Origin of the sequence: Halothiobacillus sp., assembly GCF_028710545.1 — a bacterium.
In the GTDB taxonomy this organism is placed as follows: domain Bacteria; phylum Pseudomonadota; class Gammaproteobacteria; order Halothiobacillales; family Halothiobacillaceae; genus Halothiobacillus.
Map to the genome: position 1 here is coordinate 1 of NZ_JAQTTX010000015.1, position 17113 is coordinate 17113.

A 17113-nucleotide genomic window follows, 5' to 3' on the forward strand; every position below is an offset into this window, starting at 1 on the left:
ACGGGCAATGTCGATCTGTTCGTGCACATAAATGCCACGAACCAGCATCAGATTTGGTGCGTGTCCGGCCATGCGCTGATAGGTTTGCACCGACTCGGCTACGCGAGCCTGTTGCCAAAACTGAGCCGCCATCAAACCCATGTGCCAGCGGGCGGCCTGTGCAATCGCCAGCGGGTCGCGCGTGGCGAGATACAGCGGCACGGTTGCAAGCCCTTGGGGATATGGCGTCAGATAGACCGGCTGGCGCTTGTCGTGCAACACTACCCCCTTCCCTTCAAGCCAGTCATGCAACGCAGGTAACGAAGAGATCAGCCGTTCAGCGCGAATTTCATTTGCCTGCCAGATATTTTGATGCGCCAGAAACGGCCCGCCTTTTGCCAGACCGATTTTGATGCGCTGCGGCGCGAGCACCCATAACATCGCAATGATTTCGGCAATATCCAGGGCATCGCGCTGCCCCAACAGGAGTGCTGCGGTGCCAAAGGCAACTCGCTGCGTTCTGGCAAGCGCATGGGCGATAAAGAGCTCGGGGCGCGGCGTGGGGCTGTCTGGCTGACCATGATGCTCGGTCAGCCAGACGCAATCGATACCGACCAGTTCGGCATACTCGACGAGGCTCAATTGCTCTTGATAGCGGCGGGTCACATCAGGAATATCGTCGGCATCCACATGTAAAATTAATCCGATCTTCATCCGGCGGATATTCCTGCTTGTTGTCCTGGATTTAACATGTACGACAACTGATCAGGCGTCATGTCCACAGCAAAAAAAGCGTGCATAAACGTTTTTGTCAGCTCGCGCAGATCAAAGCGATGATGCGCGGGGTAGAGTTGATCGTAAAGCCAGAAAGCGGCCAGTATCCGCATGAACGACGGCGGCCGATCAATCCAGCGAAACGGCACCTGGGGAGCAAGCAACACCTGATTTGCCTTGACTGCCATCAGATCGGCATATCTCGGATCGGCGTGAAACGCACGGTAGGCGGCAACGTCCTGCGTGAGCACCCAAGGCGGATTCATTCTGAACAGTGTTTCTATCGAAATACGCACCATGCCGAAGCCATCATTTTTCTGTCCGGGGCAAACCATCGGATTGGTGACATGCAGCAAATCCAGCACCTCGGCGTGCAGGGACCCCGGGCACTCGCTCGCCAGGCCATCGTTTTGTTCAGCGTAATAGATGACCGGCGCGGGCTTGGGCATGGGCAAGGTTTTAAGCTGGGCAAGCAGGTTTTGGCACATATCGGCGACCGGTTGCACCCGATCTGAAATACCGAGCCAAACGCCGAGCTGTCGGATAGCATCCGGGTAATCATAAACCGTGTTCAAAACCAGATTCTTAACAGGAATGCCCAGCTTTTTCAGCTGGCTTTCGCTGACATTCGTCCCGACGGAAACGGCACCGGAAACAATCGCCAGATCAGGATGATTCGCCAGCAGCACTTCCACATTCGGCGTTTTACCCTGCCCGAAAAAACCGCCAATAACGGGTTTATTCAAGATGGCATCGGCAAAATAACCCCGGCTTTGCGTTGGTGGCGGAAAATTCCAGCCAATGAAGGATTCCGGCGCCAAAGCGGCCAGGAGGTAACTGACGACCGGATTGGCGCCATATACCCTTTGCGGTGTTGCCCCGAATCCAAGACGAGGCAAAGCCAAGAAAGGCGCGGCAACCAACCCGCGCAAAAATACCCGCCGTGTGTGCAGGCTGGCTGATGTTGCGTGGCGCTTACTCAAAACCGGGCCTCGATGTCGCCGTAGAAGGTGCGTCCTGGTTCCGGAAAGCCCTCGGTGATCTGGTAATTGCGATCGGTCAGATTGCTCACACCGGCGCGAACCGTCCAGTTCGGGTTAATGTCATACCGTGCACGCAAGGCCACCGTGGCATAGCCTGCTGTCGGTTGCAGTCCATTGGTCGCGGTTTGACGCGAGGAATAGGCATGCACTTCAGCGTCAAACGTCCACTTAGCAAGCGGGAACCAGGACAAATCAACAAATCCGCTATGGCGTGGGGTGCCCGTTGCAACCAACCCTGCCGCGCCGAGTGTGCGCGCAAGATAACTGTAATTACCAGAGAGCGCGAACTGATTACCCAACGGCGTGGATAAGGTCAGTTCCGCCCCGCTGTTTTTGGCATTGCCCACATTCTGGTTCTGACCCACGTCCGGCGTCAGTGCGACCATTTCAATCGCATCGGAAAGACGGCTCGTGAAAATCGTCGCGGAATACCCTGTGGAACCGAACACCGTTCCTTTAACACCGGCCTCGTAGGTCGTCACCGTTTCCGGGCCAAGGTTTGGATTGGGTATGGAGCTTCCCAAACGATAGGAGAAAATATCCTTGATGGTCGGGAAATGGGTTTTGTGCGCCACGCCGACATGGAATTCCTGACCAAAGGCGTCATGTGTCAATACCGCCTGAAGGTTATTGGCTCCGCGTGCATTGGCGACTGCCATATCCCTGACCTGGGTTTGCGCTTTGTTCGCGTACTCCTGCGCCTGGGTGATTTTTTGGCGATCGTAGCGATAAGCCAGCGTTAAATGCGTTTTATCACCCAATGCGATGCGGTCCTCGATCCCCGTGCTGTAAATATGGCTTTTGAACTCAAGCCAGGCCGAATCGTATTTTTGTGCGTCCGTTGCCAGATCACGTTCCCGGTGAACATCGTATTTTGCCTGCCCCATCAGTTTGATTTCGTGAGTACCAAACTGTCGATCCCACTCCAGGCCACCGCCCGTGCTGTGGTCGTCGTATTGAGAGTTGAAGGCATACTTTTTGGTTTGCGTCGTGTAGCTATTGTTATCAAACGACCGCAGAGCGTTTTTGAAGGTGTCGTAATACAAACGGGTTTTGAGCACACCGCCCGCCACGGCTGTTTTGCCTAAGTAGTAATAACCGTTTTTCTTCCATTCGGGCCATTGCCAGTACCGCGTGGGACCGACCGTACCGGTGTATGGCGGCGATCCTTTATCCCCCGTAGTACCGTAATAAGAAAGCGTGTACTCATCGTTCGCATTGGGTGTGAACCCCAGTCGTAAATTACTGTTCGTAATTCGTGAATAGGCATTCAAACGGGAGCCGTCTGGCTGAATCGCATTGGCCTGATAGGCGCTCGAAAGTGGGAAATTGCCTGAACTGGCATGCTCGATGCCACCTTGAACGTAAAAAAGATTATTCGGACGACTCGATAGCTGAACACCCTCGTGCCGTGAAAAAACACCATCCTTACCCATGCTGCCACCGGCATCGACACGGCCGGACAAAGGCTGCGTGGGGCGCTTGGTGACCAAATTGATACTGCCGCCCATATTGTTCGGCCCGTACATCAAGGAACTGAGCCCCTTTGAAACGACCACCTGCGATAAATCCCCTGTCAAAAAGCGGGAAAGATCGATGTTGCCGTCATAGGGCACATACACAGGCACCCCATCGATGTTCAGTGTGGTTTGCGTGGAATCGAACCCGCGAATATAAACCTGATCTTCATTGCGCTGCCCGCCACTGGACATAACAACGCCGGGAACATCCTTGAGCGCTTCAGCCAGATTCAACTGATTGCGATCCCGCATCGTCGAGGCATCAATCACCGTGGCGCTGGGATCTCCGGCGGGCAGCATGTGATTGGCATTCACATCCACCTGACCCAGGTCAAAAACATCATCAGCCCATACTGAAGAGGGTGCGAGCGTGGCGAAAACCGCCGTGGCAATCAACCGTTTATTCAACAAACGGGGCAAAAAACGAAAACAAGTTGCACGACAATTTGGCAAGCGAATCATAGCTACGGAACATCCTGGTCAGTGATGGTAAGAAATTGGCCTTTATTCGATATGTTTTAAAGTATATATCGAAATATAAAGCGGAGGCTAGCTTGCTGTTTGCCATGACCTCGTCGTTGCACCAGGAGCTTGTCGGACTTTAGGGAAGCGCTGATTTATTCCAAGGATGGAATAAATCAGCATTTACTTTGGAATCGAAGCAAACATCCAGTGTACTGTTTCGCTCTTGGAGGCATATTCAGTGAATCACTGGCCTCAGGACACGATTTTTTATAGATATTCAGTAACTTAACTAATCAAGAAACCCATTAGAGACGGCGCGTTCAATGAAGCAATGTGCTGACCTTTGTCCATAAATAAAAAACACCTCGAATAACCTCATGGATGGGTTTTTTCGAGGTGCCTTGACAGTTTGTTGAATCGAATGACGATGACCACAAACGGAAGATTTATACCGAAACGGTGTGTTAAATCCTGAAACCGCTGACCAGTGAACCCAGCTTTTGCGCATCCTGCTGCACGCTGGATACCGCAACCTGCGCCGCCGACATATGTTCGGCGTTGGCAGTGATCACGTCGATCAAGGCGTGCAGATCGGCATTGAGCTGCTCGATGGTTTCCTGATGTTCCTGACTGTTGCTTTCCACGCTCAACGTGGCCGACACGGAATCGTCGATGGCAACCAGGACTTGCGCCAACTCACCTTGCGCCGCGCTCATCGCCGCTTCGGCCTGCCGGGAATAATTCACGACTTCACTCATGGTCTGATCCGTTTGACCCACCTCGCGGGTCAAGCGTTCCATGACTGCCGAAATCTGCACGGTGGCATCCTGACTGCGCAGCGCCAACGCACGAACTTCTTCAGCTACCACAGCAAATCCCCGCCCATGCTCACCCGCGCGGGCGGCTTCAATCGCCGCATTCAGTGCCAACAGGTTGGTTTGGTCGGCTACCGAGCTGATGGTGCGTGTCATGGATTCGATTTCTTCCTTGGCCGACACCAGAGAATGGATGTGCCGGGTGGCCGTATCAACGCGGGCAAGTGCGGAATGAATCGAATCGACACTGCGGCTGATCTGCCCCTGACTCTGCTCGGAACGGGACTGCATCGCCACCGCCTGCTGGCCCACTCGTTGCAACGCACTGCGCAGTTCGCTCCCGCTCTCGGCGAGCCTGGAAACCTCAACCAGCACCCGATCACGTTGTGACTGCACACGATTCTGCTCGGTCATCACCTGACTGATGCGGTGATCGAGCGTATTGGCCGCTTCCTGCATCGATGCACTGCCGTGGTTGATGTCGCCGATCTGGCGATGCAGCGTGTCGATCATGCCGTTGAAACTATCAGCTATTTCGCCGATGGCATCGTGGCTCTCCAAGTCGCATTTACTCGTCAGGTCGCCTTGCCGTACAGAGCTGGCCAGAATGGCCATTTTCGATAACTGCCGCAGCAATACGAGTTCTGCCACCCAGTAATTCACAAAGCCGACGGTAATGCCCGCTGCCACACAACCCAACACGAACCAGCTCAGCATCCCTTCCCGGAAGTTGACGAAGAAACTCGCAAAAACCGGGAATACGGCGCCCATACCAAACCCCATGGCGATAAAGGACCATTTAAGGCGCCGCAAGATACTCTTTTTTTTCATGGATACTCCGATAAAAACCTGACGAAGCAAATGGATACATCAGCTTGACGCCCACATCCGGATGCCGATGCCCCAATCCAATTGTGTGTGATGGTGTCAGAGCGTTATCGTCACACAGGCGAAATACTTTAGCCAATTGATCGGCTATATCCTGCATCATCCAAGCCTGATCCCGCGCTTGGACATTTCTGGATGCCCCCGAACAGCCTCGTTGCTATGATGCCCGCCATGAATCTACACAACCCCACGAGTCACGATGCCGAGTGCGAACGGATTGCCCGCCCGATTGGCAGCGGCTTTCGTTATGCCAGCCTGCCGCTGCGTGGCCGGGATCTGTACGCGATTACGGCGATCAAGGCGCTCGACAAAAGTTTGGAAGAGATCGTTCAGACCGTGGCCGAACCGCAGGTTGCCCGATCCAAGCTCGATTGGTGGCGTGCCGCCTTGCATCAGGCGACCACCGAAGCCAGCAGCAACCACCCGGTTCTGATTTCACTGCTTGAATCGACGCCCCCCGCCACCCTTGAAAAAATGGTTCCGCATCTGGAATCTCGACTGGGTAGCGCGCTTTTGGCGCTGGATTATCAGGGATTCGATACCGAAGCGGATCTGACAGCCTATCTCGATGCCAAAGGCGGCGCCCTGTTCCGGCTGTACGCCCAGGCGCTCGATCTGCCTGAGGAAACGACGATCAAGCTCGGCGCACTCGGCGCCCTGGGTCATCGCATCGACAACCTGCAGTGGCTGGGGCGCAATGTCGCTCGTGGCTTCATTTACCTCTCTGCGGAGCAACTTCAAAAGCACGGCGTCAATGAGGCGGATTTTCACCGCCCAGATCGATCCACTCGCCTGGCACCCTTGCTGCAAGCGGAATATGAACACATCCGTGCAGAGCACAACCGGCATCTGCTTGAACTCAAACAAACCTGTCGTCGGCCACCCGCTTTTTTCCGCGCGCTGATCGCACTCGACCAAGCCCGCCTTGTCCACCTTCACCGCAGTGGATTGCGCCTGCTGGACGAGCGTCCCGAACGTTCCCCTTTTGCACAACTGCTCACCGCCTGGTGGGCCACCAAGCGGTCGCCGCGGCCATTGCGTTGAACCGCCTGAAAAAACATGGAATTGAGATAACAATATGCACAGCGAAAAAACAGAAGCATTTGCCGGTCGAATCGTCGTCATCAACGGCGCCACCGGCACGATCGGCGAAGCCATGTCATTCGCGCTGCAACGACAAGGCGCGCAGTTGATCCTGTTCGGGCGCAAAAGCGACCGACTCAACCACTTGGCCGATGAACTCACCGCCGAGTTGGGTGCCGAGGCCGAACACCGCGCGCCTGTCATTCAAACCGTGGATTTTTCAGGTGCCGCCGTTGAGGATTACCAGACACTGACCGATGCAATTGAAAACAACTTTGGCCGGATCGACATCCTGATTCACGCCATGGGCCAAGGCGGGCAACTGAGCCCGTTGGCCTACAGTGATCTGATGAAATTCCAGGAAAGCCTGCACCTGAATCTGATTGCCCCGTTCGCACTCACCCGCAGTCTCTGGCACCTGCTGGAGCAACCCGGGAAACAGGCACAGGCCAATCGCGCTCAGGTTTTGTTTTTCACGGATCGAGGCACCCCCGCCTTCGGCAACGCCTACACACTTGCCCACGCCGCACTCGCCCGCATGATCGATCAATGGGCGAATGAAACGACCAGCGTGCGCATCAATGGGCTGGACCCCGGCCCGACCCATAGCGGCCTGCGGCAGTACCGATTCCCCGGCGAAGCGCAATCGGAACGCGCCGATGTTTCGGCCATGCTGCCCACCGCGCTCGCTTTGCTGGCCGACGAACAGGCCCACGGACAATTGATTCGTCTGCAACCGGATCGGATTTGATATATTGCCAATGCTTTTTAATAAAAGATGAAGGGAAATCCCATGTTTTCAATGCAAGTCGGCGGTCTGTTTGGCTTTATTATTCTCGCGCTCGACATCTGGGCCATAATCCGCGTGATCCAGAGTAATGCAGGTGCGGGCGTTAAAACGCTTTGGGTGTTACTGATCCTCTTCCTGCCCGTTTTGGGCCTCATCCTCTGGGCACTGCTAGGCCCCAAAGGATAAAGCCGATCCGATTGAATCGAAGCGCCCTTGCACTGAAAGGACCAGACAGATGAGCGAACACGCCCCCTCGATTCTGCTTGGAGCCGGAACACAGCCGGCCACCATTCAAACCCGCATGATCAACCGGCACGGTTTGATCGCAGGGGCCACGGGCACTGGCAAGACCGTGACCCTGCAAGTATTGGCGGAGCAGTTTGCCCGGCTCGGCACCCCCGTGTTCGTGGCGGACATCAAAGGCGATTTGTCCGGCATCGCGGCCAGCGGCAAGCCCCACCCCAAAATCAGCGCCCGTGCCGAAAAGATGGGCCTCGAGCCCATGCACTTCCAGGCCAATCCGGTCATCTTCTGGGATGTGCACGGTGAAAAAGGTCACCCCTTCCGACTGACGATTTCCGAAATCGGGCCTGTTGTTCTGGCCCGGCTGCTGGGTTTGAATGAGCTTCAGGAAGACGTGCTCAACATGGCATTCCAGATTGCCGACGATCAAGGCCTGCTGCTGCTCGATTTCAAGGATTTCGAGGCCTTGCTGCGCCACCTCGATGAAGCGGGCGATGAATACCAATCGCAATACGGTCGCATCTCCAGCGCCAGCTTGGGCGCCATCATGCGCGCCGTCACCGGCTTCAAGCGCGAAGGGGCGGAACATCTCTTCGGCGAGCCGGCCATCGCCCTCGATGATCTGCTCATTGAATCCGACACGGGCGCGGGCATGATCCACGTGCTGGCGGCGGATCGGCTTTATCGGGAAAGCCCCAAGGTCTATGCCGCCTTGTTGCTCTGGCTACTCTCGGAATTATTCGAGCAGATGCCCGAGGTCGGCGATCTCGATGCACCCAAATTCGTACTGTTCTTCGACGAAGCGCACCTGTTGTTCGACGATGCCCCCAAACCGCTGATCGACAAAATCGAGCAGGTGGTTCGTCTGGTTCGTTCCAAAGGCGTGGGCGTTTATTTCGTCACGCAAAATCCGCTCGATCTGCCCGAAACCGTATTGGGCCAACTCGGTAACCGGGTACAACATGCGTTGCGCGCGTTTACGCCGCGCGACCAAAAAGCCGTGCGTGCCGCCGCGCAGACCTTCCGCAGCAACGAGGCGGTCGACGTGGAAACGGTCATCACCCAGCTTGGCGTGGGCGAAGCACTGGTTTCCTGTCTGGATGCCAAAGGCATGCCGACACCGGTTGAGCAGGTGCTCATGCGCCCGCCCATGAGCCGTATCGGCCCGCTCACCGATGAAGAACGCGCGGCCATCATGCAACGCTCACGTTACCGGGGGCGGTTCGACACGCCGGTGGATCGCGATTCCGCGTTCGAGATGCTCAAAAAACGCACTGAAGAAAAGCACCAACAGATCCAACTCAGCGCACAAAACGCCCAAGACGAAAAAAATGCGCAATCCACCGCTCGAACCAGCCGCCGACAAACGCCGATGGAGGCGTTCATCAGCAGTACGGTTCGTGCCATCGGCAGCCAGATCGGACGCCAACTGATCCGCTCGCTCCTCGGCAGCTTGAAACGCTAAAAATGGCAAACCGGTAACGGGAAATACACAGCGGCGAGGGACAATCGGCAAAAATTTCCGCATAATGCGACCCGATGCGCCGACAGAATCGACCGTTCGAGTTTGAGGCTGCCTGTTTACCCCAAGGCGAGGTTATATGCCCCGCCCAGTACCGAATGTCTGCAGCGAGCGCCTGTTGCGCCGTCGACATCGCCCCACATGATGATATGAGTGCTGTGCCTGTCACCTGCAGGTGACAGGCCGATTCCAAAGGAGTATCCGAGTGACTGCATACCAAGATCAAGACCCGCAAGAAACCCGCGAATGGCTCGAAGCCTTAGAGGCGGTCGTGGCCGTCGAAGGCACAGACAAGGCGCGGCACCTGATCGGCAACCTGATCGAGGCGGCTCGCAAACACGGCATCGACACACCCTATTCGGCGACCACGCCGTACATCAACACCATTCCCGCAGAAAAAGAGCCGACCTACCCCGGTGATCGCCAACTGGAACAGCGCCTGCGCGCGTTGATTCGTTGGAATGCCATGGCCATGGTCGCTCGGGCGAACAAACACACCTCCGTAGGTGGCCATATCGCCACCTTCCAGTCCAGCGCCACCATGTACGAAGTGGGTTTCAACCACTTCTTCAAGGGTCACGATCACCCCGATGGGGCCGACATGGTGTTCTTCCAGGGTCACGCCTCGCCGGGCATGTACGCACGCGCCTTTCTCGAAGGCCGCATCAGCGAAGAACAACTCGCCAATTTCCGTCAGGAAGCGCATCTCGATGGCGTTTCCTCCTATCCGCACCCCTGGCTGATGCCGACCTTCTGGCAGTTCCCGACCGTATCGATGGGTCTTGGCCCATTACAGGCCATCTATCAGGCGCGCTTCATGAAATACATGGACGCCCGCGGCATGGCGAAGATGAACACCCGCAAGGTCTGGGCATTCCTCGGTGACGGCGAGATGGACGAACCGGAATCCACCGGCGCCATCGGCTTGGCCGTGCGCGAAAAACTCGACAACCTGGTGTTCGTCATCAACGCCAACCTGCAACGCCTCGACGGCCCGGTGCGCGGGAACGGCAAAGTGGTTCAGGAACTGGAAGGCAGCTTCCGGGGTGCGGGCTGGAACGTCATCAAGGTACTTTGGGGGCCGGGCTGGGACGTCCTTCTGCAAAAAGACACCTCCGGCAAGCTCATGCAGTTGATGATGGAAACGGTCGACGGCGAATATCAGGCCTACAAGGCCAAGGATGGCGCTTTTGTCCGCAAGCATTTCTTCGGCAAGTACCCGGAAACCGCTGAACTCGTCAAGAACATGACCGACGAGGAAATATTCGGCCTGACCCGCGGCGGTCACAGCCCACGCAAGATGTATGCGGCCTACAAGGCGGCCACCGAACACAAAGGCCAGCCGACCGTCATCATCGCCAAAACCATCAAAGGTTATGGCATGGGGCCATTCGGCGAAGGCGCGATGACGGCGCACAACCAGAAGAAGCTGGATGTCGACGGCCTCAAATACTTCCGCGACCGCTTCGGCCTGCCCATTTCCGATGCGCAACTGGAAAACGACGTTCCCTTCTACAAACCGGAAGATAGCCACGAACTGATCAAATATCTGCACGAACGTCGCAGCGCGCTGGGCGGCTACCTGCCCAGCCGAGTGGATCGCGCAGCTGCCCTGCCGACACCGGAACTGTCTGCTTTCGACATGATTCTCAAAGGCACGGCCGATCGCGAAATGTCGAGCACCATGCTGTTCGGCCGGATTCTCGCCATCATCTTGCGTGATAAAGAACTCGGCAAACGCGTCGTCCCGATCATCCCCGATGAAGCCCGCACCTTCGGTCTGGAAGGCCTGTTCCGTCAGGTCGGCATTTACGATCCGGCGGGGCAACTGTACGAACCCGTCGACTCCGATCAGGTGTCCTGGTACAAGCAGGCCACCAATGGTCAGGTATTGCAGGAAGGTATCAACGAAGCCGGCTCCATGTCCTCTTGGTTGGCCGCGGCGACCGCCTACGCCAACTACGGCGAGGCCATGATTCCGTTCTATATCTACTACTCGATGTTCGGCTATCAGCGCGTGGGTGATCTGGTCTGGCTGGGTGGCGACATGCGCGCGCGCGGCTTTATCGTTGGCGGTACCGCTGGTCGCACCACGCTGGAAGGCGAAGGCCTCCAGCATCAGGACGGCCATAACCTCGTCTTCTTCAGCGCGGTGCCCAACTGTAAGGCCTATGACCCGACCTACGGCTATGAGATGGCCGTCATCATTCGCGCGGGCCTCAAGGAAATGTTCACCGACAAGAAGGACGTGTTCTATTACATCACCGCGATGAACGAAAACTACCCGCACCCGGCCATGCCGGAAGAGAACCGGGATCAAATCGAGCAAGGCATCCTGCGCGGCTTGTATCCATTCAGCAAATCCAAGGCGAAACACAAGGCGCGTGTTCAGTTGCTCGGCTCCGGCACCATTCTGCGTGAAGTGGAAAAAGCCGCTGCCATGCTGGAAGCGGACTGGAACGTGGCTGCCGATGTCTGGTCGGCCACGAGCTTCAGCGAGCTGGCACGGGATGGCCAAGCCTGCGTGCGTGAAAACCGCCTGAACCCGGAAGCACCGCAAAAAGTACCCTATGTGACGGCTGCACTGGAGCCGACCCAAGGCCCCATCATCGCGGCGACCGACTACATCCATCTGTATACCGAGCAAGTGCGCTCATTCATGCCGCGCCGTTACGTCACGCTGGGCACGGACGGCTTCGGCCGTTCCGATACGCGTGAAGCATTGCGTAAATTTTTCGAAGTGGATGCAGCCAACATCGTGATCACGGCGCTCAAGGCACTGGCGGACGAAGGCACCATCGCCGCGTCGGTTGTCACGCAAGCCATCAAGAAGTACGACATCAACCCGACCCTGGGCATGCCTTCTTCACGTTAAAACGGGATCGTCGATCGCCCCGCTACATGCAACGGGGCGCATCACATGGAACAATTTTGGATTGAACATTTTTGGAGCACGCGTATGACCGTGAAATCAGTCCCCTTGCCGGATATCGGCAACTTCAAAGACTTGCCTGTCATCGAAGTCCTGGTTGCCGTGGGTGACCGGGTTGAAGCCGAGCAATCACTGATTACCCTCGAATCCGACAAGGCCACCATGGAAATCCCCGCGCCGTTCGCCGGCGTGGTGAAAAAGGTGCTGGTCAAAACGGACGACACCGTCAACGTGGGCGACATCATTGTCGAAATGGATGCGGAAGACGCTGCCAGCCCGGCACCGGAACCTGCCAAAGCTGAACCGGCCGCCTCAAGTGTTCCGGCGCCTGAACCAACCGCGCCTGCCCCCGTAGAAGCTGCGCCTGCGGCAGCTGTGGCACCAACACCCGCAGCGGCTCCGGCGAACGTTGAAAACACGCCCATCAACGCACCGACATTTGGCGCCGCGTTCCACGCCAGCCCTTCGGTACGCGCGTTTGCCCGCACGCTGGGCGTGGACCTCGCCAAAGTTACCGGCACCGGTGTGAAGGGACGCATCCAGAAAGACGACGTCACGGCCTTCGTCAAGAATGCACTGACTCAATCGGCAGGCCCTGTGGCAGCGGCTGGCGGCTCCATTCCGCCCCTACCCAGCATCGACTTCAGCCAGTTCGGCGAAATCGAGACCGTGCCGTTATCCCGGATTCAAAAGCGTTCGGGCAAGCATTTGTCTACCTGCTGGCTGAATATTCCGCATGTCACCCAGTTCGATGAAACCGACATCACCGATCTCGAAGCCTTCCGCCAATCGTTGAAAGCTCGGGCGGAAAAAGCCGGCGTCAAGCTCACCCCGCTGGTGTTCATTCTCAAAGCCGTGGCGCGCGCACTCGCCGACTTCCCCAAATTCAACGCCTCACTCGATGCCAGTGGCGAGAACCTGATTCTCAAGAAATACATCCACATCGGCGTGGCTGTCGACACACCCAATGGCTTGGTCGTCCCCGTGATCCGCAACGTCGATCAAAAAGGCCTGTTCGAACTCTCAGCCGAACTCGCCGAAGTCAGTGCCCGAGCACGGGACGGCAAACTCAGCCCGGAGGATATGTCCGGCGGCTGCTTCTCGATTTCCAGCCTCGGCGGCATCGGCGGCACCCAGTTCACTCCGATTGTGAACGGGCCGGAAGTCGCGATTCTCGGCGTTTCGCGCTCGAAAATGAGCCCGGTCTGGAACGGCGAAACCTTCGAACCGCGCCTGATGCTGCCGCTCGCCCTGTCCTACGATCATCGCGTAATCGATGGCGCTCAGGGTGCCCGCTTCATCACGGCCCTCTCGGCTGTGCTGAGCGATTTGCGCGAACTCATTCTCTAAGGAGCCTCTGATGAAATCAGAGGTTCCGTGCGGCACAAGGACGTGCCGCCATTTTCAATCACGTAGGTGGTTGAAAATGAAGCAAGGCAAAAGTCACACCTTTTGCTTTGCGTTCTCTGAGAATTCCAGGATGGAATTATTCAGAGCTTCTCTAAACAGATTCTCACAAGGGACACCGACATGGCATCACTTGAAACCATCAAACTGCCCGACATCGGCGTGTCCGGCAAAGTCGAAATCATCGAAGTGCTGGTTGAAGCCGGGCAAACCGTCGAGGCCGAAACCTCGATGCTCACGCTGGAATCCGACAAGGCCACCATGGAGATCCCGGCGCCAAAATCCGGCAAGATTGTCGAACTGCTGGTCAAGGTCGGCGATCAAGTCGGCACGGGCGACCCCATCGCCACCATGGAATCCGCCACTGAATCCCCGGGCGAATCAGCCCACGCAGCCGCAGAACCGGCACCCAGCGCACCCAAGGCCGAGGCGACTGCTGTCGCAACGGCAGCACCCGTCGCAGCGCCGTCTGATATAAATGCAGATCATCAATGTGAAGTGATCGTTCTGGGCGCAGGCCCCGGCGGCTACACCGCCGCCTTCCGCGCCGCAGATCTGGGCAAGAAGGTCATCCTGATCGAGCGCTATGAAAAAATCGGTGGCGTGTGCCTGAACGTGGGCTGCATCCCGTCCAAGGCCCTGCTGCACGTATCCGGCATTCTCAACGAAACCCGCGAAATGGGCAGTCACGGCATTACCTTTGCCGAGCCGAAAATCGATCTCGATGGCCTTCGCGGCTTCAAGAACGGCGTGATTGACAAGCTCACCGGCGGCCTCAAGCAATTAGCCAAACAGCGCAAGGTCAGGATCCTGCAAGGCGTCGGCCAATTTGCCAGCGCCAACCATATCCGCATTACCGCCGCCGATGGCAGCCAGACGACCGTTCAATTCGAACACGCCATCATCGCCGCCGGTTCACAACCGGTGAAACTGCCCTTCATTCCCCACGACGATCCCCGCGTCATCGATTCGACCGGCGCGCTCGAACTGGCGGATATCCCCAAGCGGATGCTGATCATCGGTGGCGGCATCATCGGGCTGGAAATGGCACAGGTGTATGCGTCGCTCGGCAGCAAGATCACCATCGTCGAACTGGCGGACAACATCATCCCCGGCGCGGACAAGGACCTGGTTCGCCCGCTGCTCAAAGACATCAAGAAACGCTACGAGAACATTTATCTCGGCAGTAAGGTCACCGGCGTCACCGCGACCACCGAAGGCTTGGATGTGACCTTCGAAGGCAAATCCGCCCCGGCAACCGATCGCTTCGACAAGATTCTGGTCGCTGTCGGCCGCTCGCCGAACGGCCGCAAGCTCAACCTGGAAGCGGCCGGTGTCACCGTCGATCAGCGCGGCTTCATACCCGTTGACGCGCGGATGCAAACCAATGTGTCGCACATCTTCGCCATCGGTGACATCGTCGGCCAACCCATGCTGGCCCACAAGGCCGTGCATGAAGGCAAGGTTGCAGCAGAAGTCATCTGCGGCATGAAATCCGCCTTCACGCCCATCACCATCCCGAGCGTGGCCTACACCGACCCGGAAATTGCGTGGGCGGGCAAAACCGAAGATCAACTCAAGGAAGAAGGCATTGCCTATGAAAAAGGCGCCTTCCCCTGGGCCGCATCAGGCCGCTCGCTCAGTATCGGTCGAGATGAAGGCCTGACCAAGGCCCTCTTCTGCGCAGAAACCCACCGCCTGCTCGGCGTCGGCATCGTCGGCCCCAACGCGGGCGAACTGATAGCCGAAGCCGTGCTCGCCATGGAAATGGGCGCAGACATGAGTGATATCGCCCTGACCATCCACCCGCACCCCACCCTTTCTGAAACATTGGGTTTCGCAGCGGAAATGGCCGAAGGAACGATCACGGATTTACTGCCCCCCAAGAAGCGATAAGCCCTCAGTACGCGAATGCCGATGAGGACTAGCTTTTCCCGGCTCAGTTACGATCCAGCCATTCCGGTGACTATCACGGAAAACATTGGCTGATCATCCGCGAAATTTTAGGTTTCCCTAAAAGGTAATAAAAGAGAGGAACATCATGAAAACAAATAGTCGTGCAAAACAACTTCGTTTTGGTTAGCACAGCCAGCCAATTTTCATGCTGCTTAAATTACGTTTAGACCACCAATAGATCTCTCAAATGAAAGTCCGAATTTCACTTTAGAGTAATACTTGTGGCCGAATCCGGCTCAAATTCCACAACAAACGGCCATCTTTCCAAGCAGCATTGCCAGATTTTTGTAAGCTTCCGGCCGCCCCACCTGTTCTGACAGGTAAAGAGTAGGGCACAAAGTTTCCACCTATTTTTAGTGGACACTTTTATGAACCCGACACCATCTGCCCGCCAACGGCGCTACCATCCCGCTGAAATCAAGGCGCAACTGATTACCCTATGTCAGCAACCCGGTGCATCGGTTGCCGGAGTGGCACTGGCGCACGGGGTGAATGCCAACCTATTGCGTCGCTGGATTCCCAGTCTGTCTACACTGTTGTCCTGCAATGTCACCGATGACCGGTAGCCAGACCGGTGAGGTGTAGGTGGTTGATGTGGTGTTCGATGGTGACGTGGTTGGTACTGATGTGGTCGAGGACGAACCCCCCATTGCACGCAGCCAAGCCTAATGACAGTGCCACCAGTGCGCTGGTAGCACAGACTCGAAAATCTTGGGTCATGGTTCATCCACGCGTTATTAATAAGATGAGCGCGTTATGACCGTGCTCCATTGAATTTTGCAATCAATATGTAAAACAGCGTGCAAACTGAGCAGGAAGCCGAGGGAAACAACGTCCAAATTTGACCACCGCCGTTTTGGCGGAAGTCATCCTGGAGTGCTTTGCACGGAAACCATCGGCAAGATTCGCCGTCGAAATCATGTGGGTGGGGAGCCCTTTCTATTTGCTATGTCTCGGTCACTGCGCTCAGGCCGCCTTGCACTCAAGCCGCTAGCGCGGGCTCACGCCTGCTTCGCATTGAGCTGGCGTCAGCCCGTGACGGTTTTTCGAGATACCCACTTATCGGGACATTTGTGGTTCGGAATGGGGGAAACTTTCGACAGATGTGTTCAAAACACCATGATAAGCTACTGATTCAAATAGAGTGAAAACGCATGTTTTTGTGCGTTTTCACGAGGCGAAAAATATACAACAAGATATTGACTTATATGAAAAAAACATCAGTTTTATTCGTCTGCATGGGCAATATTTGCCGCTCACCGACTGCCGAAGCCGTTTTTCGAAAATACGTGGAAGACGCCGATTTAGCAGATGCGGTCGTGATCGACTCGGCGGGCACGCACGCCTATCACATTGGTAATCCACCCGATCAACGCTCGACTACGGTGGCGGCCCAGCGCGGTTATCGAATGGATGTGCTGCGCGCGCGCCAGGTCAGCGCGGGCGATATCGAACAGTTCGATTATGTTCTGGCGATGGATCACGAAAATCTTTCGATTCTCAGGCAATTGGCCCCAAGCCATTTGCGGGACAAGCCCCAGTTGTTCATGTCGTTTGCGCCCGATTACGGGCTGAGCGAAGTACCCGACCCGTACTATGGTGGCCCAAGAGGATTTGATCAGGTACTCGATATGGTCGAGGCGGCCTGCGATGGTTTGGTTCAAGCCATCCGCCAGCACTCGGGCGGACGCTGAGC

Annotated in this window: 14 protein-coding genes; 9 read left to right on the forward strand and 5 right to left on the reverse strand. The window is 56.5% G+C overall.

What is annotated here, in order from left to right:
• The 4 genes from PHD44_RS04420 to PHD44_RS04435 all read right to left on the reverse strand — a co-directional run.
• Window positions 1–693: LLM class flavin-dependent oxidoreductase (locus tag PHD44_RS04420; RefSeq protein ID WP_300188443.1), on the reverse strand; the 693-nt coding region annotated here is incomplete at its 3' end.
• Window positions 690–1736: an ABC transporter substrate-binding protein gene (locus tag PHD44_RS04425; RefSeq protein WP_300188445.1), complete on the reverse strand. Its 1047-nt coding sequence runs from the start codon at window positions 1734–1736 to the stop codon at window positions 690–692. The genes PHD44_RS04425 and PHD44_RS04420, both read right to left, overlap by 4 nt.
• Window positions 1733–3631, reverse strand: a complete 1899-nt coding sequence (locus PHD44_RS04430; RefSeq protein ID WP_300188447.1) for a TonB-dependent receptor — start codon at window positions 3629–3631, stop codon at window positions 1733–1735. The genes PHD44_RS04425 and PHD44_RS04430 overlap by 4 nt, the downstream gene beginning before the upstream one ends.
• 614 nt (window positions 3632–4245) lie before the next feature.
• Window positions 4246–5427 carry a methyl-accepting chemotaxis protein gene (locus tag PHD44_RS04435; RefSeq protein ID WP_300188449.1) on the reverse strand — a complete coding sequence of 394 codons (1182 nt, stop codon included), beginning with the start codon at window positions 5425–5427 and terminating at the stop codon, window positions 4246–4248.
• A 228-nt stretch (window positions 5428–5655) separates the two neighbouring features.
• Here PHD44_RS04435 and PHD44_RS04440 point away from each other — a divergent pair, with 228 nt between their 5' ends.
• The 8 genes from PHD44_RS04440 to PHD44_RS04475 all read left to right on the forward strand — a co-directional run bounded on the left by PHD44_RS04440 (window position 5656) and on the right by PHD44_RS04475 (window position 15983).
• Entirely contained in the window at window positions 5656–6528 is an 873-nt protein-coding gene (locus tag PHD44_RS04440) for a squalene/phytoene synthase family protein (protein WP_300188452.1), read from the forward strand.
• 34 nt (window positions 6529–6562) lie between these two features.
• Entirely contained in the window at window positions 6563–7318 is a 756-nt protein-coding gene (locus PHD44_RS04445) for an SDR family NAD(P)-dependent oxidoreductase (RefSeq protein WP_300188454.1), read from the forward strand.
• Window positions 7319–7360: 42 nt separating this feature from the next.
• Window positions 7361–7543, forward strand: a complete 183-nt coding sequence (locus PHD44_RS04450) for a PLDc N-terminal domain-containing protein (RefSeq protein WP_367182004.1) — start codon at window positions 7361–7363, stop codon at window positions 7541–7543.
• Between the two features lie 49 nt (window positions 7544–7592).
• Complete coding sequence (locus PHD44_RS04455; RefSeq protein WP_300188457.1) at window positions 7593–9065, forward strand: helicase HerA-like domain-containing protein; 1473 nt, start codon at window positions 7593–7595, stop codon at window positions 9063–9065.
• 262 nt (window positions 9066–9327) lie between these two features.
• Window positions 9328–11997: a pyruvate dehydrogenase (acetyl-transferring), homodimeric type gene (gene aceE / locus PHD44_RS04460; protein WP_300188459.1), complete on the forward strand. Its 2670-nt coding sequence runs from the start codon at window positions 9328–9330 to the stop codon at window positions 11995–11997.
• A gap of 84 nt (window positions 11998–12081) precedes the next feature.
• Window positions 12082–13404 carry a dihydrolipoyllysine-residue acetyltransferase gene (aceF, locus tag PHD44_RS04465; RefSeq protein ID WP_300188461.1) on the forward strand — a complete coding sequence of 441 codons (1323 nt, stop codon included), beginning with the start codon at window positions 12082–12084 and terminating at the stop codon, window positions 13402–13404.
• 180 nt (window positions 13405–13584) lie between these two features.
• Window positions 13585–15357 carry a dihydrolipoyl dehydrogenase gene (gene lpdA, locus PHD44_RS04470; protein WP_300188463.1) on the forward strand — a complete coding sequence of 591 codons (1773 nt, stop codon included), beginning with the start codon at window positions 13585–13587 and terminating at the stop codon, window positions 15355–15357.
• Window positions 15358–15785: 428 nt separating this feature from the next.
• Window positions 15786–15983, forward strand: a complete 198-nt coding sequence (locus tag PHD44_RS04475; RefSeq protein ID WP_300188465.1) for a transposase — start codon at window positions 15786–15788, stop codon at window positions 15981–15983.
• On the opposite strand, the gene PHD44_RS04480 is transcribed toward PHD44_RS04475, so the two are convergent.
• A complete protein-coding gene (locus PHD44_RS04480; protein ID WP_300188468.1) occupies window positions 15967–16137 on the reverse strand; it encodes a hypothetical protein in 171 nt (56 codons plus the stop codon). The genes PHD44_RS04475 and PHD44_RS04480 overlap by 17 nt on opposite strands.
• Window positions 16138–16625: 488 nt before the next feature.
• Here PHD44_RS04480 and PHD44_RS04485 point away from each other — a divergent pair, with 488 nt between their 5' ends.
• Window positions 16626–17111, forward strand: coding sequence for a low molecular weight protein-tyrosine-phosphatase (locus tag PHD44_RS04485; RefSeq protein ID WP_300188471.1), 486 nt, complete (start codon window positions 16626–16628; stop codon window positions 17109–17111).
• The last annotated feature ends 2 nt before the right edge of the window (window positions 17112–17113 follow it).